Source organism: Streptomyces sp. NPDC003042, from assembly GCF_053591315.1.
Map to the genome: position 1 here is coordinate 1 of NZ_JBSFTP010000065.1, position 20615 is coordinate 20615.

The following is a 20615-nucleotide window of genomic DNA, read 5'->3' on the forward strand; positions in this document are numbered from 1 at the left end:
CCGTTCTTTTGGGGGTTTCCCGACAGTCTTCGTATGTCCGGGGCGGGACGGTCGGTCAAGAGTGGAGCGCAGCGACATCGCGTAGCGACGCGACGCAGGAGCGCTCTTGAGGGGCCGGCCCGACACGGAGAGACGATGAGACTGACGGGAAGCCCCCATACCTTCTCTGATCCCGGATCACTGGACACCGGCCACCGACCCCCGCCCCGCCCCCACACCCCCGCCCCCACACCCCCGCCCCACCTCACCGACCCGCTAACCGGGATCCCGTACAGCCCCCGCCCCCGCCCCCGCCCCGCCCCCACCCCCTGAACAACGGGTGCGGGTCGAGGGATCCGCGTACAGCCGGAGACGGGTGGGCCCCGGCCGGAACGCCGAAGGGCGGCACGCCGGTCGCGTGCCGCCCTTCGGATGCCGCCGTGTTCCTACAGGAACGAGTTGATCTGGATCGTCTCGGTGCGGCCGGGGCCGACGCCGATCGCGGAGATCGGCGCGCCCGACATCTCCTCAAGGGCCCGGACGTATGCCTGGGCGTTCCTCGGGAGGTCCTCGAAGGTCTGGGCCTTGGTGATGTCCTCGGACCAGCCCGGGAGGTTTTCGTAGATCGGCTTCGCGTGGTGGAAGTCCGACTGCGAGTACGGGAGCTCCTCGACGCGCTTGCCGTCGATCTCGTACGCGACGCAGACCGGGATCTCCTCCCAGCCGGTGAGGACGTCCAGCTTGGTGAGGAAGAAGTCCGTCAGGCCGTTGACGCGGGTCGCGTAGCGGGCGATCGGGGCGTCGAACCAGCCGCAGCGGCGGTCACGGCCGGTGGTCACACCGCGCTCGCCGCCGATGCGGCGCAGGTCGTCGCCGTCCTTGTCGAACAGCTCGGTCGGGAACGGTCCGGCACCGACGCGGGTCGTGTAGGCCTTGAGGATGCCGATGACACGGCTGATCTTCGTCGGGCCCACGCCGGTGCCGGTGCAGGCGCCGCCGGCGGTCGGGTTCGAGGAGGTGACGAAGGGGTACGTGCCGTGGTCGACGTCGAGCAGGGTGCCCTGGCCGCCCTCGAAGAGCACGACCTTGTCCTCGTCCAGCGCGTTGTTGAGGATCAGGGTGGTGTCGGCGACGTAGGGCTTGATCTGCTCCGCGTACTGGAGCATCTCCTCGACGATCTGCGCCGGGTCGATCGCGCGGCGGTTGTAGAGCTTCGCGAGGAGCTGGTTCTTGCCCTCCAGCGCCGCTTCGACCTTCTGGGTGAGGATCGACTCGTCGTACAGGTCCTGGACGCGGATGCCGATGCGGTTGATCTTGTCCGCGTACGTCGGACCGATGCCGCGGCCGGTCGTACCGATCTTGCGCTTGCCGAGGAAACGCTCGCCGACCTTGTCCAGCGTGACGTTGTACGGCGTAATGAGGTGCGCGTTGCCGCTGAGGAGCAGCTTGGAGGTGTCGATTCCGCGCTCGTTCAGGCCGCGCAGCTCGGAGAGCAGGACGGCCGGGTCCACGACGACACCGTTACCGATGACAGGGGTGCATCCGGGGGAGAGGATGCCGGAAGGGAGAAGGTGCAGTGCGTACTTCTGGTCGCCTACGACGACCGTGTGGCCGGCGTTGTTGCCACCCTGATAGCGCACCACATAGTCAACGGATCCACCGAGCAGGTCGGTGGCCTTTCCCTTGCCCTCGTCACCCCACTGAGCTCCGAGCAGCACAAGAGCGGGCACAGGCGTACACCTCTTCCGGATGGGGCATGTCCAAGGTCAGGGGGCGTACGACGATGTACACCGCAGGCTGAGCCGTCGGACCGGTGCCCCGGAATAGACGAAGGCCCTGGCGCAATAGCGCAAGGGCCTCTTGCACAAAGATGCTACCCGAGGAAGGACCGAGGTGTCGGCTCCAGAGCCCACCATGAGCCATGCGGGCGCGCCGGTAGGCGGCCTGCTCGTGCTCGTCGACCCGGTCGCCCGCCGTCTTGACGGCGAGTCCGTGCGAATCGCGAAGGATGTGTTGTCAGCGGGAGCCGCAGCGAAAATCTGCCTCCCGGATTCGCGGGAGGAATTTGCGCGGGCTCTCGCCCGCCGGGGTCATCGGCGGCCGGTGATCGTGGGCGACGACGGCGCGCTGGTGCGGGCCGTGGGCCTGCTGCACCGGGAGCGGAGCCTGGGGGACGGGGTCATTTCCCTGGTCCCGGTGGGGCCTGCGGGGTCGCTGGCGCTGGCCCGGTCGCTGGGGGTGCCGCTGTCGGCGGTGCTCGCGGCGCGGGCTGCCCTGGACGGGGTGGCGCACGCGAGGGACCTGCTGGTGGACGACAGCGACGGGGTCGTGCTGGGCGGGTTGCGGATCTCGCCTCCGCTCACCCGTACGGCGGCGGCCGCGCGGTGGAGCGGCACGTACCGCTCGCTGCTGCGCACGCTGCTGCCGAACCCGGCGGGGCCCGCGACGGGGAGGGTGCACCGGCTGCGGGTGGAGGCGGACGGGGTGGTCATGGCGGACGTGGACCATCCGGTGGAGGACGTCGCGGTGCGTACGCGGGAGCCGGGCGGGCCCGCGGAGGTGGTGGTCCGGCTGTCCGGGGCGCCCGCGCTGACCGGGCGCGCCGAGGCGGTGACGGTCTCGGGGGCGGACTTCCGCTACCGCGCGGACCAGGTCTCGACGGGGCCGGTACGGCGCCGGACCTGGACGCTGCGCGCCGCGTCGTGGTCGCTCACGCTGCCGCGCTGACGGAAGGGCCGGGGGCGCGCCGGGCGGCGGGCCCCGTGTGCTGAGGGCGGCGGCGGTTGCCGTGCCGAGGCGGCCGTATCGGCGCTTGTCGGAGGCCGGGCTCTGCGCACGGTGGGAGCCGGGGCAGCGGCCGGTGTGGGGGCATGCGGCGAGCCAGGTGGAAGGGCTGTCGGCGCCGCGCCTCCCGGTCGACATCTTCGGCCGGGCGGGTGACGATGGGAGAGATCGACGTCTCCAGTTCCAGGAGCTGCCACCCCCAGTGGTATTCACCGTCAAGCGCGCGGCGACGCACATCGCGTCGCCCCCTGTGCCCCGTACGTACTTCCTCCGCCTGCCGGAGAGGCGCGCAGCCGGGTTCGGCACTTTCGAGCAGCTTGTCCGGTGGCAGCCTGGGTTTCGCGATCAGCAAGCAACCTTCTCCTCACAGGTGAGGAAGAACGATGAAGCAACGCACTCGCATCATCCTGCTCACTCCGCTCCTGGCCGGTTCGCTCGCCGTCGGTCCGGCCGCCCTCGCGTGGGGCGCGGCGCCGACGGGCCCGGCGGCAGCCCCCACCGTGTCCTGTTTCGTCGAAGCTGCGGCCGATGCGGCCAAGGCGACGATCAGCGGTGACGGATTCAAGAAGGGCAAGGTGTTCCTCGACCAGATTGGTGGCGACGGCGTGGGGAGCGCCCAGGCGGGCGACGACGGCACCTTCAAGTCCGGTGAAGTGCCGGCAGGTAAGTGGAGGGCCTTCCAGGAAGGCGGTCCCAACACGAACTGCCTGGGTGGCAAGGAGGCGCAGGACGAGGTCAACAAGCAACTGGTCGACAAGGAACGCAAGCGGGGGGCCACTGAGGGGTTCGCCCAGGGCAGGGAGCTGGCCCAGTCCGGTGCGTGCGACGCCAAGCCGAACCCGCCGAACCTCCAGAGGCTGGCACCCGATGCCGCAGGCCAGAAGGCGGCGCAGGAAGCCTACGACAAGGCCTACGAGGTCGCCTTCAACAAGGCGATCGACCGATTCTGTTAGAGACCGTCACCCCCGCCCGTTCCGTGGCGCCGTGCGCTGCGGCACGGGCTGCGGCACGGGCTGCGGTGGTTCCTCTCGTCCAGTGGGACGCTGAGTCAACTGCTAGAACTCTACGAGCAGTTCGCGCAGCCCCCGGATGACGTAGCCGTCCCGCCACTGTGGCTCCTCGACGAGCCGCAGGGGCGGGACACCGGCGTCCAGCAGCGCCCCGAACGAGGCCGCCAGCTCCAGCCGGGCCAGCGGCGCACCCAGGCAGTAGTGGATACCGGCCCCGAAGCTCAGATGCGGATTGTCGGCCCGTACGAGGTCCAGCGCGTCGGGGTTCTCGAAGCGCGCGGGGTCCCGGTTCGCGGACCCGAAGAGCAGCGCGACCTCGGCTCCGCGCGGGATGACCGTGTCCCCGATGGTGATGTCGTCGAGCACCCAGCGCTCGAACATCTGGAGGGGAGTGTCGTAGCGCATCAGTTCATCCACAGCTGTGGACAACTTTTCGGGATCGGCGCGGAGGGTGGCGAGCTGGTCCGGATTGCGGAACAGGGCCCACCAGCCGTTCACCGTCGTATTGACCGTCGCCTCGTGCCCGGCGTTCAGCAGGAGGACGCAGGTGGAGATCATCTCCAGCTCGCTGAGCCGGCCCTCCTCATCGTGAGCGGCGATCAGCCCGGAGATCAAATCGGGCCCGGGCCGCTTGCGCCGCTCCGCGATCAGCTCCCGCAAGTACGCGCTGAACTCCACGCTCGCCGCCACCGCCCGCCGGGCGGTCTCCTCGCCCGGCTGGAGCTCGAACATCCCGCAGATGTCCGCCGACCAGGGCCGCAGCAGCGCCCGGTCCGCCTCGGGCACCCCCAGTAGTTCCGCGATGACCGCCACCGGCAGGGGCTCGGCGACGGCGGTCAGCAGATCCCCGCCACCGGCGGCCAGCAGCCCGGCCGCCAACTCCCCGGCCAGCCGCTCCACCGAGGGCGCAAGCCGTTCCACGGTGCGCGGGGTGAACGCCTTCGCCACCAGCCGCCGCACCCGCGCGTGCGCGGGATCCTCCAGGTCCAGCAGGCCGTTCCCGTTGAGCACGTGGAACGGCTCGTGCTCCGGCGGCGGAGCCTGCCGCCCGAACTCCTCGTGCGAGAACCGGTGGAGGTACGTCCGCCCCAGCCGCCGGTCCCGCAGCAGCGCGTTCACATCGGCGTAGTGCGGCACGAGCCACTGCCCCGTCGCCTGTGACCACACGGCGCGCCCCTGCTCCCGCAACTCCCGGTAGGCGGGGTACGGATCGGCGACGAACGCGGCATCCCACGGATCAAAACCCATCCCCGCACCTTAGGCCTTGCCTTCGGTGCGGCGCCCTACTCCTCCCAGCGGGAGTTCTGGATCACCTGCACGAAATCCCCCGGCGTGAAGCCGGGGACGAAGTGCCGCAGTACATCGGCCTTCACGTTGCCGAAGGCCGTGTCCGGCTTGGGTGCGACGCCCTCGGTGAAGGCCTCCAGGATCCGCCGCTTGAAGTCCGGCCTCGGATGCAGGGCGGTGATCTCCGCCCGGGCGGCCGCGTCGATGTCGTCGAAGCCGATGCCCAGGACGTCGTACTCCACCCCCGCCGTCACCAGGGCCACCTCCGGATCCATGAACTCCGGTATCCCGGGCGTCGTGTGCAGGGCGATCGCCGTCCAGACGCGGCGGATGCCTTCCTGCGGCACCCCGTGCCCCTCCAGGAACCGCCGGGCCTGCTCCGCCCCGTCGACCTCGAACCGACGCCCGCTGCCGTGGAACCGCTCCCCGAGTCCCAGATCGTGGAACATCGCCCCGATGTAGAGGAGTTCGGGGTCGAAGTCCAGGCCCCGGTTCCGCCCTTGCAGGCTCCCGAACCAGTACACGCGGCGCGAGTGGTGATAGATCAACTCGCTCGTCGTGTCCCGCACCAGCTCGGTCGCCGCCGTGGCCAGCTTGCTGTCCGGCACGCCCACTCCGGCAGCCGTGTCCTCCCGCCGCCCCGACCCCCGCATGCCCTGCTCACCCATGTCCCGCTCCTTTCGACGTGCCCCGAGCCTCCCCGTCACCCGCCCCCGCCCGCCATGTCTGTACGGCCAGGTACCCCACACATCCGGACACGCCTGCCCGCTACCGTTCCCTCATGGCCGCCACCACCCACACCATCACCGTCCTCGCCTTCGACGGCGCCCGACTGCTGGACGTGGCCGCCCCGCTGGAGGTGTTCACCACCGCCGGCCCGCCCTACTCCGTCCAGGTCTGCACCCCCGACGGCGCCCCCGTACGCACCTCCACCGGCCTGCGCATCGACGCCGACCTCCCCGCCGAGGCGGTCGGCCGCACCGCCACCCTGGTGGTCCCCGGCCCGGCCGACCTGGCCACTCTCACCGCCCACCCCTCCCTCGTCACGCTCGTCGCCCGGCTGGCCGAGCGCGCCGACCGGGTGGCCGCCGTCTGCACCGGCGCCTTCGCCCTCGCCGCGGCCGGGCTGCTGGACGGCCGCCGCGCCACCACCCACTGGGAGCACGCCGCCGACTTGGCCCGCGCCTACCCGGCCACCACCGTCACCCCGGACGCCATCTACGTCCAGGACGGCCCCGTCCTCACCTCCGCCGGCGTCACCGCGGGCATCGACGTCTGCCTCGCCCTGGTCGAGCAGGACCTCGGCCCCGACACCGCCCGCCGCGTCGCCCGCGACCTCGTGGTCTTCCTGCAACGGCCGGGCGGCCAGTCCCAGTTCTCCGCGGCTTCCCGGACCTCACCCACCCGCGACCCGGTCCTGCGGCCCCTGCTCGACGCCATGGCCGCCGACCCCGCCGCCGACCACGGCCTCCCGGCCCTCGCCCGGCGCGCGGGCCTCAGCCCCCGCCACCTCTCCCGCCTCTTCAAGGCCCACACCGGCACCACCCCGGCCGCCCACGTGGAGCTCCTGCGCCTGGAGAGCGCCCGCATCCTCCTGGAGCGAGGCGAGCCCGTCACCCTCGCCGCCCGCCTCAGCGGCCTCGGCACCGACGAGTCCCTGCGCCGGGCCTTCGCCCGCCATCTGGGCACCACCCCCTCCGCCTACGCGTCCCGCTTCCGCACCACCCGCCACGAAGCCCTCCCTATGCCGGGCTCACCAGCCGGCTCTCGTAGGCGAACACCGCCGCCTGCGTCCGGTCCCGCAGTCCCAGCTTCACCAGGATCCGGCTGACATGCGTCTTGATCGTGGATTCCGCGACGAGCAGCCGGTGCGCTATCTCGGCGTTGGACAGCCCCTGCGCGATCAGTACCAGCACCTCCGTCTCCCGCTCCGTCAGCTCCGCCACACCCGCCGGATCGGTGAGCCGCGGAGCCTGTGAGAGCTTCGAGAACTCCACGATCAGCCGCTTCGTCACCGAGGGAGCCAGCAGGGCCTCCCCGGCCGCCACCACCCTCACCCCGTCCGCCAACTCCCGGGCCGACGCGTCCTTCAGCAGGAACCCGGACGCCCCCGCCCGCAGGGCCTGGTACACGTACTCGTCGAGGTCGAAGGTCGTCAGGACCAGCACCTTCGCGTCCGTGTCGGCGGCGATGATGTGCCGCGTCGCCTCCAGGCCGTTCATCTCCGGCATCCGGATGTCCATCAGCACCACATCGGGCCTCAGGGCGGCTACTTGGGCGATGGCCTGCCGGCCGTCGACCGCCTCGCCGACCACCTCGATCCCGTCCATCGCGTTCAGCAGGACGGAGAATCCCTCGCGGACCATCATCTGGTCGTCGACGATCAGGACCCTGATCGTCATTCCGGTGCCTCCTCCGGCTCCGGCCGGCTGCGCACCGGTATGAACACGGCGACCTCGTACCCGCCCACCGCCGTCCCGCCCGCCGTCATCTCCCCTTCCAGCATGGCCACCCGCTCCCGCATCCCGGTGATCCCGTGCCCCGCGCCGGGGGACGGCCGGACATCCCCGACCGCCGCACCGTTGACGATCCGTATCCCCAGACCGCCCAGGACGTACGACACCTCCACCTCGGCCACCGCACCCGGCGCGTGCCGCAGGCTGTTGCTCAGGGCCTCCTGGATGATCCGGTACGCCGACAGCTCCACGCCCTGCGGCAGTTCGCGCACAGCGCCGGTGACCGTCTTGTCCACGCTCAGCCCGGCGTCCCGCACATTGGCCAGCAGCCCGTCCAGCGAGGCCAGCGTCGGCTGCGGGGCATCGGGCGCCTCGTAGTCAGCGGAGCGCACCACACCCAGCACCCTGCGCAGCTCCGTCAGAGCCGCCACGGCGTTCTCCCGGATGGTGAGGAACGCCGCCTCCAGCTCGGGCGGCGGATTCTTCACCCGGTACGGAGCCGCCTCCGCCTGGATCGCCACCACCGACATGTGGTGCGCGACCACGTCGTGCAGTTCCCGCGCGATCGTCGTCCGCTCCTCCAGCAACGTCCGCCGGTCCCGCTCGACGGCCGTCACCTCCTGCTGCGCGCTGACCTCCTGCTGGGCCTCCTTGCGGATGTGGAGCACGGTGACCGCAAGCAGCGCGACCGCCGTCGCGATCGCCATCGGGGCGACCTGGATCGACTGCGAGGAACCGATCAGTACGGCCATCGCCGTACCGAACACCACGGTGATGGCCCACATCCACCCAGCCACCCTCGGCCGGGTCCGCATCGCCACGAGGATCACCACGGCGAGATACGCGGCGAACGTGCTCGGGGCCCACGGCCAGGTCAGATCCCGGTCGTGGACCAGTGAGAGCGCGCCCGTGACGGCCAACGCCGCCCAGAACGCCCCCACCGGCCGCACCAGGGTCATGAGCACCGGCGCCGCCGCTATCAGCCCCGTCAGCAGGAACTGGGCGGGCGGCGCATAGGTGGAGGTGGCCGCGATCAGAACCACGAGGAACGCCAACGCACCCACCACCGCGTGCGGCAGGTAGGCCGCCGTCGGGCGTATCCGCTGCGGAAGCCGGCGCGTCAGCGGACCGTCCGTGCGCATCGGGGGAAGCGGCCTGTACGCGAAGGCGTCGGTGATCAGATCCTCACGCAGGCTCCGCATCACGCCTGAAGCCAGCCGCAGTTCGGGTGGCCGGGGGGTCACCCCGGTGGTCGTCACGGTCGTCGTCTCGGTCATGGTCAAACCGTAGGTCCCGGCCACCGTCGTCCGCGTCGCCACCGAAGGGGATTTCCCGGCGTCCCTCTCAGGTACTACGCGGGGTCGTCAGTAGCCCGTCGGACGGATCAGCCCCGTCTCGTACGCGAACACCGCGGCCTGGGTGCGGTCCCGCAGCCCCAGCTTCACCAGGATCCGGCTCACATGGGTCTTCACCGTCTGCTCGGCCACGATCAGATGGTCCGCGATCTCCGCATTGGACAGGCCCTGGGCGATCAGCGACAGCACCTCCGTCTCCCGCTCGGTCAGCTCCTCGATCCGTGCCCTGGACGGTGCGCGCGGCGCCCCCATCCGGGAGAACTCGGTGATCAGCCGCTTCGTGATGTTCGGCGACAGCAGGGCCTCGCCGGCGGCCACGACCCGCACCGCCTCGGCCAGCTGATCGGCCGAGGCGTCCTTGAGGAGGAAGCCGGAGGCGCCGGCGCGCAGCGCCTCGTACACGTACTCGTCGAGGTCGAAGGTGGTGAGCACCAGTACCTTCACGGCCGATCCCGGCGCCGCGGTGATGACGGAGGTGGCCTCGATCCCGCCCATCCCGGGCATGCGGATGTCCATCAGGACGACATCCGGCCCGAGTTCGGCGACCTTCGTGACGGCGTCGGCGCCGTCCACGGCCTGGCCGACCACGTCGATGTCGGGCTGGGCGTTGAGGAGGACGGTGAATCCCTGCCGGACCATCATCTGATCGTCGGCGATCATCACCCTGATCGGAGTGCTCATGCGTCCTTCTTCGTCTCGGAGGAGGAACCGGGCGGGTCCATGGGGAGGACGGCGCTCACCTCGTACCCGCCGTCGGGGCGCGGGCCTGCGGCCAGTTCGCCCCCCAGCATGCCCGCGCGCTCCCGCATGCCGAGCAGCCCGTGCCCGGCACCCTGCGAGGGCGGGGCGGGCCGGGTCGGCGCGCTGTTGGCCACGCACAGGTGCAGGTCGCGCGGCCCGTAGGCGATGCCGACCTCCACACGAGAACCGGGTGCGTGGCGCAGACAGTTGCTCAGGGCCTCCTGCACGATCCGGTACGCGGTGAGTTCGACGCCCGGGGTGAGCGGGCGCCGGATGCCCGCGACCTCGGTGGTGACGTCCAGTCCGGCGCCCCGCACGTTGTCCACGAGGCTGTCCAGCTCGGCCAGGGTGGGCTGCGGATGGTGCTCGGTCGGATCGTCGGGATGCTCCGAGCGCAGCACACCCAGCACACGGCGCAGCTCGGTCAAGGCCTCCAGGGCGTTCTCCCGGATGCCCGCCAGGTTCTCCTTCAGCTCCTCGGAGGGGTTCTCCACCAAGTGCGGGGCGACCTGCGCCTGGATGGAGATGACCGACATGTGGTGGGCGACCACGTCGTGCAGTTCGCGGGCGATACGGCTGCGCTCCTCCAGCAGGGTTCGCCGGGCCCGTTCCTCCTCGGTGAGGGTCTCCTGGACGACCAGTTGGCCGCGGGCCAGGCGCAGGGCGCGCAGGGCGTACCCGAGGAGCCCCGCGAAGCCGAAGAGGAGGGTGGCGACGAAGAGGCCGGTGGCGCTGTGATCGGGCCTGAACAGCGCCGCGGCAAGGCCTGTGAGGGCGATCGAGAGACCGACGACGGCGATGGTCACCCGGGGCGGTACCCGCAGAGCGACCAGGAGCAGCGGAACGGCGAAGGCGAACAGTCCGCCGGGCGTCCAGGGCCAGGTCTGGCCGTGTCCGACAGTGCTGTGGGTGGCCCAGGCGATGAGGCCACCCGCGAGCAGGGCGAGCCACCAGCCGGCCAGCGGCCGGAACATCGCGAGCACGATGGACAGGCCGGTAATGACCGATGCGGCGGCCACGACGCCGCCGGAGACGTGGTAGTGGTCGGCGATTTGCTCCACGGTGAGAAAGCCGAAGAACAAGGCGGCATAGACGACGACGACATGGGGCAGCCAGGCCAGCCAGCGCGGCCGGGACATCCGGGGCAGCGGGTCCCGCCGGAGCGTGATCAGCTCCCGCGCCAGTTGCCGGACCGACGTCCGGGCCGGGGCGCCGGGCTCGGCGGTGGCATGGGCCGGAGATACGGCGTGGGGCGCGTGGTGCTTGGTCACATCGGTCAGCCTAGGCATGGGTCGCCTCCCTGGGCTGGGGCCGGTGGGCTCGGCGGCTGTTGGCCGCTGGTGTCCGACGGGGGCGCCGGGGCTGCTCGTACGTGCGGAACGCGGCCCAGCAGACGGTCAGCGCGGCCGCGAACACCGGGAGCCACAGCAGCCGCGCGCCGATCCAGCCCAGCGAATCGGGCACGGTGTGCAGCCCGGGAAGGTCGGCGGGGAACAGCAGCCCGACGGCGGTGACGGCCATCATCGCGGTCTGGTGCCAGAGGAAGACGGTCATCGCGGACAGGTTCACCAGGGCCGCCTTCGCCCAGGTCCTGGGCCTGCGCATGGCCCGGGCCAGTGGCTCCCGCACCAGCAGGGCCAGTCCGCACTGGGCGAGGCCGAAGGCGACGGCGGCCAGCGTCGGCGGGTTCAGGTTGGATATCGCGGCCCCCGGGACCCCGACCATGGACGCCGGGTATCCGCCCCACAGGATCAGCGCGGCGGTGGCCGTCACGCCGGCGCCCAGCAGGAGCAGAGCCGGGCGGCGCCGGGTAAAGGCGCCCCGGGACCAGGCGGCCCCGAGGGTGTACGGGACGAGCCAGCCGGCGGCGACATTGACCCAGCCGGTCCACTGAGGCCCCCCGAAGCCGAACCGCCACGCATCGACCCCGGCCACCACGGCCAGCGGCCACAGCGGACTCATCCGGGCGACGAGCGGCGTGGCGGCGGTGAGCGCGGCGAACACCAGCAGGAACCAGAGGGGCGACCACACCAGCTGGAGCAGGGTCCGGACCGTGGCCGTCTGCGCACCGCCGAGCAGCATCCCGCCCGCCGCCAGCGCCCACAGGGCGAGCACCGCCGCCACCGGGCGGAACAGCCGGCCGAGGCGCTGCGCGACCCAGGCCCCGTACGAGATTCCGCGCGCCCGCGCCGATTCGTAACCCTGGGCCGCGACATGACCGCCGACCAGGAAGAACACGGCCAGGGTCTGGAACACCCAGGAGACCGGGGCGAGCCAGGGTATATGGGCCAGCGGACTGCTGCCGCTGAGGCCGCCGTCGGCGGTGGTCAGTGCGGTGACCAGCCAGTGCCCCAGCACCACGCCGAGGATCGCGAGGGCCCGCAGCGCGTCCACGGATCGGTCCCGGTGCTCGGGAGTCGAACGGTCGATGCGCTCCGCGAGGAGGGACCAGCGGGCGGCGAGCCTAGCCACGGGAGGCCTCCGCGCTGCCGACGGGAGACGCGGTGGGCGCCGCAGGGCCGATGACGATGCGGGCCAGGCTGTCGAGGGACGTGGTGCCCTGCTTGAGGTAGTCGCTGTGCCCGGCGGTGCCCGCGACGAAGACGCTGGCACCGAAGGCGGGATCCACCGGGTCGGCGGCGAACCCGACCCCGCCGAGGCGGACATGGGGGACGTTGCCGATCCAGTCGCCGGTACCCCGCCCCGCCCACACCCGGGCACGGGTCGGCAGGTCGGAAGCGGCTTCGGCCCCCGTACCCGGGCTGCCGAACAGGACCAGGTCGGTCACCTTCGGCCCGGTTTCGGTGCGGGCGCAGACGACGGAGCCGTACGAGTGGCAGAGGAGGGATATGCGGGTGTCGTCGCCGGTGAGCGCCTGCAACCGGCTGAGGAACGGCCCCAGTTCGGTGGCGGCCTCGTCGGCGCGGTCGGCGGTCAGGACCGTGGTGCTCACCGTCCCGGGGGTGTCGTACCCGAGCCAGGCGACCACGGCGGAGCGCGGATGCTCCGCATGGAGGCCCTGGTGGAGGGAGAGTGCTCCGCCACGGAAACGCTGGTAGGTGTCCAGGGTGGTGTCAGAACCGGGCACCAGGACGGTGACCCGGTCGGCGGTCTCCAGATCCCCGAACACCTCGATGGCACGCCCCTTGCCCCGTCCGTCGAAGTCGAGGAACCGGGCTTCGGAACCCGCCCCGCCCAGGCCGCCGTTCGCAGCCGCAGTCGGAGCCGTCGTCGGTGCCATCGCCATCGCCCGCAGCTTCGAGGCCCGGCCGGTGCGGCCGGCCTCCTCCGCCATACGGGCCGCCTCGGCGAGGTTGTCGAGGTTGGCCGCGTAACGGGCCTGAGGTGTGGCGGCGTCGGTGAACAGCGTCGGCCCGGGAGCGGGCACCTGGGGGGACGCGGCGGCGGACACGGGGAGCACGACGGACGCGGCGACGAGGCCGGCCAGCAGAGTGCGGCGGATACGGCTGCCACTGGTCATGGCGTGTCCCTCTTCCTTGTCCTTCGGTCCCGAGGGGCAGGCGCCCGCTCTGGTACCGAAGTTAGGAATCGGGGGCCGTGGTCGGCGTCACGCTGTGGAGCCGTCTTCGCAAGTAGCTCTCAGGTATGACAGTCACCGGATTTCTCCCGGGATGCCCCGGCCTTCAGGCCGGGGAGGAATGGGTCCTTGGAGCGTGGGCGCGGAGCGCCGGAGGTCGGTTCGCAACTGGTCTGACCTGCCCTTTGGGCTGTTGTCAGTGGTCGGGGATAGCTTGTTGGGGTGGCAACGACACCGGTAGTGGCGGATGCCGGGCATGCCCGGTGGACCTTCCGCGTGCGCGTGTCGTCTGCCGCTCTCGCCGCCCTGATGGGCGAGTGGGACCGGTGCCGCTGGGTGTGGAACGAGTGCTGCGCGAAGTCGAAGCAGACGCATCTGTGGAACAGGACCGGCCCGAGGGGAGGGACAAGCGGACCTGCGGACCGGCGCAGCTCGACAGGATGTTGACTGAAGCCCGCGCCAGGAACACCTGGCTTCGTGAAGGGCCCTCGGTTCCGCAGCAGCAGTTGATCCGGGATTTCGGGAAGTCCCGCGCCAAGGCGCAGAAGGACGTCAAGGAGCGGTTGCCGATGCGGCAGCGGGCCGGGATGCCCAGGTGGAAGAGGAAGCGCGAAGCCCGGCCGAGTCTCAACTACACCCTGCGCGGGTTCCGGTTGAAGGACGGGACGCTGCACCTCGCCGGGGGTATCGCCGTGATGGTGGTGTGGTCGCGGGAACTGCCCGCAGCCCCCTCGTCCGTGCGCGTCTATCAGGACAGCCTCGGGCATTGGTACTGCTCCTTCGTCGTGCCCGCCGAGGTGCAGCCGCTCCCGGAGACGGGTGCGGTGATCGGGATCGACTGGGGCGTGCGCGAGACCGCGACCACCACATCCGACGTCCACGACCTGCCCCACGCCCAGCACGGCAGGACGGCCGCGCAGAAGCTCGCCCGATACCAGCGGATGATGGCCCGCCGGCAGCCCCCGAAGGGCAAGCCCGGCTCGAAGGGCTACAAGCATGCGAAACGGCAGGCTGCGAAGCTGCACAAGAAGGTGGCCCGGCAGCGTCAGGACACCGGCCGCAAGTGGGCCAACAAGGTCGTGCGCGACCACGACGCCCTGGCCGTGGAGGACTTCCGGCCGAAGTTCCTCGCCAAGACGACCATGGCCCGCAAGGCGGCCGACGCGGCGATCTCCGCGACGAAGACGGCCCTGGTCGAGATGGGCCGCAAGCACGGCCGTGCCGTGCACCTGGTCCACCCCGCGCACACCACCATGGACTGCGCACCGTGCGGAGCGAGAACCAAGCACGCACTACCTCTCGCAGAGCGAACGTATGCCTGCACCGTGTGCGGAGTCGTATCCCCCAGGGATAAGAACTCCGCCCGCGTGATGCTGGTCCGGGCTGGTCTCAGCCCGGCTGGTGCTGATCGTGGAAGACCGGACCAGGCGCCGCCTGGCCTGGCAGCGTGAGCTAGAAATCCCCGATCAGCCCTGGAGGGTGAGGAATCCCCTCCCTTCTGGGAGGGGAGGATTCAATACGCGAGAGCAGCCCCAGCCCCTCGGCTAGGGTCCGGGAATGACCGAGATCGACTGGCGAAGAGACCGCATCGGGAGCGCGCGCCGGGGGCAGAATCCCACCGTCCTGCGCCGCCTCGACTCCGGGTTCGCGGCCATCGGGGACCGGCAGTTCCTGCCCGGGTACTCGGTGCTGCTGACCGACGACCCTGCCGTGACGCGGCTCTCCGACCTGCCCCCGGCGCGCAGGATCGCGTACCTCACCGACCTGGAGCGGCTCGCCGAGGCCGTCGAGCGGGCCTGCGTGCGGCTCGACCCGGCCTTCCGGCGCGTGAACATCGAGATCCTCGGCAACACCGATCCGTATCTCCACGCCCACATCTGGCCCCGCTACGACTGGGAGCCCGCCGATCTCGTCCGGCGGCCGGTCTGGCTCTACGAGGACGAGGAGTTCTGGCGCGGCGAACGGCACGCGCTGGCCTCCCGGCACGACCCGATGCGGGCGGCCCTGACCGAGGAACTCGACCGGCTCGGCGGGTAGTCCGGCGGGCGGACGACACCCCCTACTCGGGAGCTACGCCGTCGAAATCGATCTTGCTGGGCCTCGCCCCCGGACCCCACGCCTCAATCGCCGGCGGGGCTGAAGCACCCTGGGGCTCCGCCCCGGACCCCGCGCCTCAAACACCGGCGGGGCTGGATTTGGCGGCGCTGGGTTCTGCTGCGCTGGGTGGTGCGGAGCAGGGTTCTGCGGCGTTGTGTTCTGTCGTGATTTTGTCCAGGGCCGACGAGAGGCGTTCCAGGACCTGGGCTGTTTCCGCGAAGGCGGATTCGCCCAGTTCTGCCGCCAGGCGGGCCGCAAGGGTCGCGTGGCCCGGGTTGATGCGGGCAATCGCGGCGCGGCCCGCCTCCGTCGGGCGCAGGAGCTTCGCCCGGCGGTGGGCGGGGTTCGGGAGGTACTCGGCGAGCCCCTTCGCGGCCAGCAGGTCCGCGATGCGCTGCACGCTCTGGCGGGTGATGCCCATGGACCGCGCGATGCCCGCGACCGGCAGGGGCTCGCGCAGCACGGCGCCCAGGACCTGCCACCATGCGGCCGTCAGCCCGGCCGGGCGGGCCAGTTCCTCCGAGACGGCGAGGAACTGGCCGTTGAGCTGGAAGACGCCGAGGGCCGTGCGGCTCAGCAGGTCCTGCTGGGCCCGGACGGCCAGGGGAGCCGGTGCCGGTTCAGGCATCGCCGGACTCCGCCGCCGCCATGAGCACGGGGTACGCGCTCGCGTCCGAGTCGTGGAACAGCCGGTACCACGCGTCCAGCACGTCCGGCTTGTACACGCCGAGCCGGGCGAACACCTCCCGCGCGAACGCCACCGGCTCGGTCGGGCCCGCCGTGATCAGGTCGCCGTCGGTGACGGCGTCCGCCTCCACGTACTGCTCGCCGCCCCCGTAGCCCGGCTGCTCCGCCAGGTAGAAGGAGACCGCGCTGGTGTGCCGCCGGCCGTCCAGCAGGCCTTCCCGGGCCAGGCCCGCCGTGGCTCCGCAGATCGCCGCGACCGGTACCCCGGCGGCGAGGAACTCCCGGGCCTTCGCCGCGAAGGGGGCCAGTTCGTCGCCGGTGTCCCAGAGCGAGGCGCCCGTCAGGATCAGCAGCGAGGAGTCCTCGGGCCGCAGGTCGGCGAGGGAGAGGTCGGGCTGGATGCGGACGCCGCCCATGGTGGTGACCGGCTGCCCGGCGGCGAAGCCGACCGTACGGATCTCGTGGCCGCGCTGGGCGAGGTGGGCGGTGGTGTGGCCGGTCTCCCAGTCCGCGTAGGTGTCGTAGACAGCGAGGTGGACGGGCTTGCGCGGGGTCTCACTCATGGTGCTCGCCTCCAGCAGCGTGACTTCAGCAGCGTGAACGTCAAGATGACAGCAGACTGCCATTTCGGCAGCATGCTGTCAAGTGAAGCGGTGCCAGACAGACTGCCGAGGGCGGCCCCCCACCCCCATACAGTCCGCCGATGTCCCTCCCCACCTGCGCACTTCTAGCGTGACGCCATGACCCCTCATGTCACCGGCGCGACCGTGAAGGCCGCCGACCGCGCTCACGTCTTCCACTCCTGGTCCGCCCAGGCCCTGATCGACCCGCTCGCCGTCGCCGGGGCCGACGGCTCGTACTTCTGGGACTACGACGGGAACCGCTTCCTCGACTTCTCCTCCCAGCTGGTCAACACCAACATCGGCCACCAGCACCCCAAGGTCGTCGCCGCCGTCCAGGAGCAGGCGGCCCGGCTCTGCACCCTCGCCCCCGGCTTCGCCGTCGACGTCCGCTCCGAGGCCGCACGCCTCATCGCCGAGCGCACTCCCGGCGACCTCGACAAGATCTTCTTCACCAACGGCGGCGCCGAGGCCGTGGAGAACGCCGTACGGATGGCCCGGCTGCACACCGGCCGCCACAAGGTGCTCTCCACCTACCGCTCGTACCACGGCGCCACCTCCGCCGCGATCAACCTGACCGGCGACCCGCGCCGCTGGCCCTCGGACACCGCCTCGGCCGGTGTCGTGCACTTCTGGGGACCGTTCCTCTACCGCTCGCCCTTCCACGCGGTCACCGAGGCCGAGGAGTGCGAGCGGGCCCTCGCCCACCTCGCCGACACCCTCGCCTTCGAGGGGCCGCAGACCGTCGCCGCGATCATCCTGGAGTCGGTGCCGGGCACCGCCGGGATCATGACCCCGCCCGCCGGCTACCTCGCCGGCGTGCGCGCGCTGTGCGACCGCCACGGCATCGTCTTCATCCTTGATGAGGTCATGTCGGGCTTCGGCCGCACCGGCAAGTGGTTCGCCGCCGAGCACTGGGACGTCACCCCCGACCTGATCACCTTCGCCAAGGGAGTGAACAGCGGATACGTGCCGCTCGGCGGCGTCGCCATCTCCGCCGCCGTCGCGGAGACCTTCGCCACGCGCCCGTACCCGGGCGGACTGACGTACTCCGGTCACCCCCTGGCCTGCGCCGCCGCGGTCGCGACGATCAACGCCATGGAGGAGGAGGGCATCGTCGAGAACGCCGCCCGCATCGGCGAGGACGTGATCGGTCCGGGCCTGCGCGCGATCGCGGAGCGCCACCCCTCGGTCGGGGAGGTCCGCGGCCTGGGTACGTTCTGGGCGCTGGAACTCGTACGGGACGGGGCGACGCGCGAACCGCTCGTCCCGTACAACGCGGCGGGGGCCGACAACGCGCCGATGGCCGAGTTCGCGGCGGCCTGCAAGAAGAGCGGTCTGTGGCCGTTCGTGAACATGAACCGGACGCACGTCGTCCCCCCGTGCACGGTCACGGAGGCCGAGGCGAAGGAGGGACTGGCCCTGCTCGACGAGGCGCTGACGGTCGCGGACCGGCACACCGCGCGTCGCGGGTAGGCGCTGTCCGGATAACGGGCGGTACATCCGCATATCGGCCGCGAACCGTTCGGTTTCAGCCGCGCTGCCTGGCCTTAAGGTGTCCGAAGTTCTACCGAGGGAGACGGACCCCTATGCCAGGCAGTGGAGCTGTCAACCGCAACACCCTGCGACAGCAGATCGCGGACGCGCTGCGTGACGAGGTGCTCGCGGGACGTCTGCCGCCGGGCACCGAGTTCACGGTCAAGCAGATCGCGGAGCAGTACGAGGTCTCGGCGACCCCGGTACGCGAGGCGCTGGTGGACCTCTCGGCGCAGGGGCTGCTGGAGTCGGTGCAGCACCGGGGGTTCCGGGTGCGGGTCTACTCCGTCGACGACTTCCGGGGCATGATCGAGGCCCGGACGCTGATAGTGGACGGGATATTCCGCCGGCTCGTGGAGCGTGGTACCGCGCCCGGATCGAGCGAGATGCTGGTGTCGGTGCGCCGCCGGGCGGAGGAGGCGCGGCGGGCCGCGCAGACCGGTTCACTCGAAGTGCTGATCGGCTACGACCTGCGCTTCTGGCGGGAGCTGAGCGGACTGGTGGGAAACACGTACATCTCGGATTTCCTGCACCGGATCCGGGTGCAGTGCTGGGTCTTCTCCGTGCCGCACCTCCAGGGGGCCTCGGAGCTTCGGTCCGCGCTGTGGGTCGGGCACAACGAGCTGGTGGACGCGGTGACGCTGGCCGACGCCGACGAGGTACGGCGCATCGTGCACGCCTACAACCAGCACGGGCTGGACTGGGCGGCCGGACTGTAGGCCGGACTGTAGGGGCGCGGACGAGGGTTCTGCGCACCCCTTCGCGGAGCGTGTGCGGAGCACTACGCTGGCCCGATCGGCGGCTGATCGGCACGGTTGATCCGGCTGATCCGGCTGATCCGGCTGGTCGCGCTGATCCCGCTGACCCGACCGATCCCGCTGACCCGACGATCCCGCTGATCCGACCGATCGGAGCCCGCGTGGCCTGTGACCTGTGGCTGGTCCCCCTTGTCGACGTGCTGTGCCACAGCCCCGACAATCCCTTCGCGGAAGAGATCGCCTCGTACGACAAGGCACTGGGCGCGGCGGGCCTGCCGTCGGTGCCGGTGTTCGCCTACATGCCGGGCCTGAGCGGGGACGTGGCCCCCGTGGCCGGTTTCGACTACGACGCCCTGCACTTCCTGCGGCGGGCGTACCTGCTCCAGATCTGCCGGCTGCCGGTGACGCCGGTGGACGAGCTGGGCGGGGACTACGAGCAGCTGCTGGAGATGTTCGAGTCCACGGCGCAGCAGTCGCACCTGGTGTGGCACTACGACCACGCGGGCGCCTACGTACCGGTGGACTTCGCGGCCCCGCTGGCCAACGAGGAGCTGCTGGCCGGGGGCGGGCCGCTGGGGTCGGCGCAGGGGCTGCTGCGGGAGCTGGCCTTCGTCGCGCCCTCCATCGGGATAGACCCCGCGAATCCGCCCGCCGCGCCGGCGCCGCCGGGGCGGCCGACGTCGCTGGAGGAGTCGGCGGGGCCGATCCCGTACGACGAGAGCCCCTTCGCGCGCGAGCGGCACGTGTGGCTCGGGCTGCACGCGGCGGCGACGCGGAGTCTGGGGCAGGGCTCGATGATCATCTTCAGTTGACGGGCCCCACGCTCGCCCCCACGCTCGCCCCCACGCTCGCGCCCTGCCCGCTGGGACCCCTCCGAGGGGCCTCAGCGGGTGGGCCGTCCTCAGCGCGGCTGTTCCGGAGGCCGCTGGCGCGGCATGTTCGGGCGGGTGCCCGGGGGAAGGGAGAAGCGGGCCGGGGGAAGGCCAGGGTCCGGGCGGGCGGCGGAGCCGGCCAGCGACTGCATCACCAGCGGCGCCGGACCCGCGCGGAACTCCACCATCCAGTCCGCGGTCTCGGAGCGCACGAGCTCCGTGACGTCCTCCGAGAACCGGCGCAGCACGGTCAGGCAGCGCTCGGCCGCCTCGCTCGCCGTGCCCTCCGTCGGGCCCAGCACCTCCCGTACGTTCTCCGACGCCCAGTCGAACTGGAGCGTCTGCAGCCGCCGCTGCACCGCCTGCGCCGTCGCCACGTCCCGCATCCACCCGGACGTCAGCCCGAAGAACCGGTCACAGGCCAGGCAGGCGGCGGCGAGCAGCAGCGAGAGGTAGCCGTACGAGGCCGCACCCGGCACCGAACGCGTCAGCTCCAGCAGCGGCATCGCGGCGCCCGTGACGGCGCCTGCGGCCGCGCCCACGCGCAGGGTCCGCGCGCCCCGGCGCTTCCACGCACGGTCGGAGAGGTACCACTCGGCGGTGCGCAGCGCATCGGCCTCCACCCGCCGGTAGAGCTCGTCGAGCCGCTCGGCGGGCTCGCCCCAGTCCCCGAGAGGGAACGGCCGGCCGGTCAGGTCGCCGTCCTCTGCGGGATCCCGGGGTGGCCCCTCGGGCTGCATCTCCGGCTGACTCACCCGGCACTCCCTCTGCCTGCGCTGACGTGTGGTGGTGCGCGTGTGCGTAATGGTGCGCATGCTCTTCCTACCTTCGAATGACGCGCGATGGACGACGAATCCCCGGTTTTCCGCCCGCAAGGAGGGCTCCATCAGGTACG

At 71.5% G+C, this 20615-nt stretch carries 19 protein-coding genes and 1 pseudogene; 8 read left to right on the forward strand and 12 right to left on the reverse strand.

The features are described 5' to 3' along the window. Positions 1-425: 425 nt before the first annotated feature. On the reverse strand, positions 426-1709 hold the full coding sequence (locus tag ACWDYJ_RS26740; RefSeq protein WP_451568134.1) for an adenylosuccinate synthase: 1284 nt from the start codon (positions 1707-1709) through the stop codon (positions 426-428). Between the two features lie 184 nt (positions 1710-1893). Here ACWDYJ_RS26740 and ACWDYJ_RS26745 point away from each other — a divergent pair, with 184 nt between their 5' ends. Together ACWDYJ_RS26745 and ACWDYJ_RS26750 are read left to right on the forward strand one after the other, a co-directional pair. Next, on the forward strand, positions 1894-2706 hold the full coding sequence (locus ACWDYJ_RS26745) for a diacylglycerol kinase (RefSeq protein WP_451568135.1): 813 nt from the start codon (positions 1894-1896) through the stop codon (positions 2704-2706). A gap of 440 nt (positions 2707-3146) precedes the next feature. Then, the gene (locus tag ACWDYJ_RS26750; protein WP_451568136.1) at positions 3147-3716 is read left to right on the forward strand and encodes a hypothetical protein; all 570 of its coding nucleotides are present in this window, start codon (positions 3147-3149) and stop codon (positions 3714-3716) included. A 102-nt stretch (positions 3717-3818) separates the two neighbouring features. On the opposite strand, the gene ACWDYJ_RS26755 is transcribed toward ACWDYJ_RS26750, so the two are convergent. After that, positions 3819-5021, reverse strand: a complete 1203-nt coding sequence (locus ACWDYJ_RS26755; protein WP_451568137.1) for a cytochrome P450 — start codon at positions 5019-5021, stop codon at positions 3819-3821. A gap of 35 nt (positions 5022-5056) precedes the next feature. Then, on the reverse strand, positions 5057-5713 hold the full coding sequence (locus ACWDYJ_RS26760) for an HD domain-containing protein (protein WP_451568172.1): 657 nt from the start codon (positions 5711-5713) through the stop codon (positions 5057-5059). Between the two features lie 128 nt (positions 5714-5841). On the opposite strand from ACWDYJ_RS26760, the gene ACWDYJ_RS26765 reads away from it, so the two are divergent. After that, positions 5842-6891, forward strand: coding sequence for a GlxA family transcriptional regulator (locus tag ACWDYJ_RS26765; RefSeq protein WP_451568138.1), 1050 nt, complete (start codon positions 5842-5844; stop codon positions 6889-6891). On the opposite strand, the gene ACWDYJ_RS26770 is transcribed toward ACWDYJ_RS26765, so the two are convergent. The 6 genes from ACWDYJ_RS26770 to ACWDYJ_RS26795 all read right to left on the reverse strand — a co-directional run bounded on the left by ACWDYJ_RS26770 (position 6803) and on the right by ACWDYJ_RS26795 (position 13093). Beyond that, positions 6803-7462, reverse strand: a complete 660-nt coding sequence (locus ACWDYJ_RS26770) for a response regulator (protein ID WP_451568139.1) — start codon at positions 7460-7462, stop codon at positions 6803-6805. The two genes, ACWDYJ_RS26765 and ACWDYJ_RS26770, sit on opposite strands and share 89 nt — an antisense overlap. Continuing rightward, positions 7459-8793 (reverse strand): histidine kinase, encoded by a 1335-nt coding sequence (locus tag ACWDYJ_RS26775; protein WP_451568140.1) that lies wholly within the window; start codon positions 8791-8793, stop codon positions 7459-7461. Before ACWDYJ_RS26775 ends, ACWDYJ_RS26770 begins: the two co-directional genes overlap by 4 nt. An 87-nt stretch (positions 8794-8880) precedes the next feature. Next, positions 8881-9552: a response regulator gene (locus tag ACWDYJ_RS26780; protein WP_451568141.1), complete on the reverse strand. Its 672-nt coding sequence runs from the start codon at positions 9550-9552 to the stop codon at positions 8881-8883. Beyond that, positions 9549-10901 carry a histidine kinase gene (locus ACWDYJ_RS26785; protein ID WP_451568142.1) on the reverse strand — a complete coding sequence of 451 codons (1353 nt, stop codon included), beginning with the start codon at positions 10899-10901 and terminating at the stop codon, positions 9549-9551. Before ACWDYJ_RS26785 ends, ACWDYJ_RS26780 begins: the two co-directional genes overlap by 4 nt. Then, positions 10894-12084: an acyltransferase family protein gene (locus tag ACWDYJ_RS26790; RefSeq protein WP_451568143.1), complete on the reverse strand. Its 1191-nt coding sequence runs from the start codon at positions 12082-12084 to the stop codon at positions 10894-10896. Before ACWDYJ_RS26790 ends, ACWDYJ_RS26785 begins: the two co-directional genes overlap by 8 nt. Next, positions 12077-13093, reverse strand: a complete 1017-nt coding sequence (locus ACWDYJ_RS26795) for an alpha/beta hydrolase (protein WP_451568144.1) — start codon at positions 13091-13093, stop codon at positions 12077-12079. The genes ACWDYJ_RS26790 and ACWDYJ_RS26795 overlap by 8 nt, the downstream gene beginning before the upstream one ends. 279 nt (positions 13094-13372) lie before the next feature. On the opposite strand from ACWDYJ_RS26795, the pseudogene ACWDYJ_RS26800 reads away from it, so the two are divergent. Continuing rightward, positions 13373-14601: pseudogene (locus ACWDYJ_RS26800) on the forward strand (RNA-guided endonuclease InsQ/TnpB family protein). 106 nt (positions 14602-14707) lie between these two features. Then, positions 14708-15187, forward strand: a complete 480-nt coding sequence (locus ACWDYJ_RS26805; RefSeq protein ID WP_451568145.1) for an HIT family protein — start codon at positions 14708-14710, stop codon at positions 15185-15187. A gap of 136 nt (positions 15188-15323) precedes the next feature. Here the strand turns inward: ACWDYJ_RS26805 and ACWDYJ_RS26810 are convergent, their stop codons facing one another. Together ACWDYJ_RS26810 and ACWDYJ_RS26815 are read right to left on the reverse strand one after the other, a co-directional pair. Next, a complete protein-coding gene (locus tag ACWDYJ_RS26810) occupies positions 15324-15875 on the reverse strand; it encodes a MarR family winged helix-turn-helix transcriptional regulator (protein ID WP_451568146.1) in 552 nt (183 codons plus the stop codon). Then, on the reverse strand, positions 15868-16497 hold the full coding sequence (locus ACWDYJ_RS26815; RefSeq protein ID WP_451568147.1) for a DJ-1/PfpI family protein: 630 nt from the start codon (positions 16495-16497) through the stop codon (positions 15868-15870). Before ACWDYJ_RS26815 ends, ACWDYJ_RS26810 begins: the two co-directional genes overlap by 8 nt. A gap of 177 nt (positions 16498-16674) precedes the next feature. On the opposite strand from ACWDYJ_RS26815, the gene ACWDYJ_RS26820 reads away from it, so the two are divergent. The 3 genes from ACWDYJ_RS26820 (at position 16675) to ACWDYJ_RS26830 (ending at position 19660) form a co-directional block, all read left to right on the forward strand. Further along, a complete protein-coding gene (locus ACWDYJ_RS26820; protein ID WP_451568148.1) occupies positions 16675-18030 on the forward strand; it encodes an aminotransferase class III-fold pyridoxal phosphate-dependent enzyme in 1356 nt (451 codons plus the stop codon). Positions 18031-18143: 113 nt separating this feature from the next. Beyond that, entirely contained in the window at positions 18144-18809 is a 666-nt protein-coding gene (locus ACWDYJ_RS26825; RefSeq protein ID WP_451568149.1) for a GntR family transcriptional regulator, read from the forward strand. A 200-nt stretch (positions 18810-19009) separates the two neighbouring features. Then, positions 19010-19660 carry a hypothetical protein gene (locus ACWDYJ_RS26830; protein ID WP_451568150.1) on the forward strand — a complete coding sequence of 217 codons (651 nt, stop codon included), beginning with the start codon at positions 19010-19012 and terminating at the stop codon, positions 19658-19660. Between the two features lie 89 nt (positions 19661-19749). Here ACWDYJ_RS26830 and ACWDYJ_RS26835 read toward each other — a convergent pair whose 3' ends face one another. Next, a complete protein-coding gene (locus ACWDYJ_RS26835) occupies positions 19750-20475 on the reverse strand; it encodes an SLATT domain-containing protein (protein WP_451568151.1) in 726 nt (241 codons plus the stop codon). Positions 20476-20615 lie beyond the last annotated feature (140 nt).

Coding starts and splice junctions, on each gene's coding strand:
- ACWDYJ_RS26780 (WP_451568141.1), bottom strand. CDS start 9,552: ATGAGCACTCCGATCAGGGTGATGATCGCCGACGATCAGATGATGGTC.
- ACWDYJ_RS26825 (WP_451568149.1), top strand. CDS start 18,144: ATGCCAGGCAGTGGAGCTGTCAACCGCAACACCCTGCGACAGCAGATC.
- ACWDYJ_RS26770 (WP_451568139.1), bottom strand. CDS start 7,462: ATGACGATCAGGGTCCTGATCGTCGACGACCAGATGATGGTCCGCGAG.
- ACWDYJ_RS26755 (WP_451568137.1), bottom strand. CDS start 5,021: ATGGGTTTTGATCCGTGGGATGCCGCGTTCGTCGCCGATCCGTACCCC.
- ACWDYJ_RS26750 (WP_451568136.1), top strand. CDS start 3,147: ATGAAGCAACGCACTCGCATCATCCTGCTCACTCCGCTCCTGGCCGGT.
- ACWDYJ_RS26795 (WP_451568144.1), bottom strand. CDS start 13,093: ATGACCAGTGGCAGCCGTATCCGCCGCACTCTGCTGGCCGGCCTCGTC.
- ACWDYJ_RS26765 (WP_451568138.1), top strand. CDS start 5,842: ATGGCCGCCACCACCCACACCATCACCGTCCTCGCCTTCGACGGCGCC.
- ACWDYJ_RS26785 (WP_451568142.1), bottom strand. CDS start 10,901: ATGCCTAGGCTGACCGATGTGACCAAGCACCACGCGCCCCACGCCGTA.
- ACWDYJ_RS26745 (WP_451568135.1), top strand. CDS start 1,894: ATGAGCCATGCGGGCGCGCCGGTAGGCGGCCTGCTCGTGCTCGTCGAC.
- ACWDYJ_RS26805 (WP_451568145.1), top strand. CDS start 14,708: ATGACCGAGATCGACTGGCGAAGAGACCGCATCGGGAGCGCGCGCCGG.
- ACWDYJ_RS26810 (WP_451568146.1), bottom strand. CDS start 15,875: ATGCCTGAACCGGCACCGGCTCCCCTGGCCGTCCGGGCCCAGCAGGAC.
- ACWDYJ_RS26820 (WP_451568148.1), top strand. CDS start 16,675: ATGACCCCTCATGTCACCGGCGCGACCGTGAAGGCCGCCGACCGCGCT.
- ACWDYJ_RS26775 (WP_451568140.1), bottom strand. CDS start 8,793: ATGACCGAGACGACGACCGTGACGACCACCGGGGTGACCCCCCGGCCA.
- ACWDYJ_RS26815 (WP_451568147.1), bottom strand. CDS start 16,497: ATGAGTGAGACCCCGCGCAAGCCCGTCCACCTCGCTGTCTACGACACC.
- ACWDYJ_RS26760 (WP_451568172.1), bottom strand. CDS start 5,713: ATGCGGGGGTCGGGGCGGCGGGAGGACACGGCTGCCGGAGTGGGCGTG.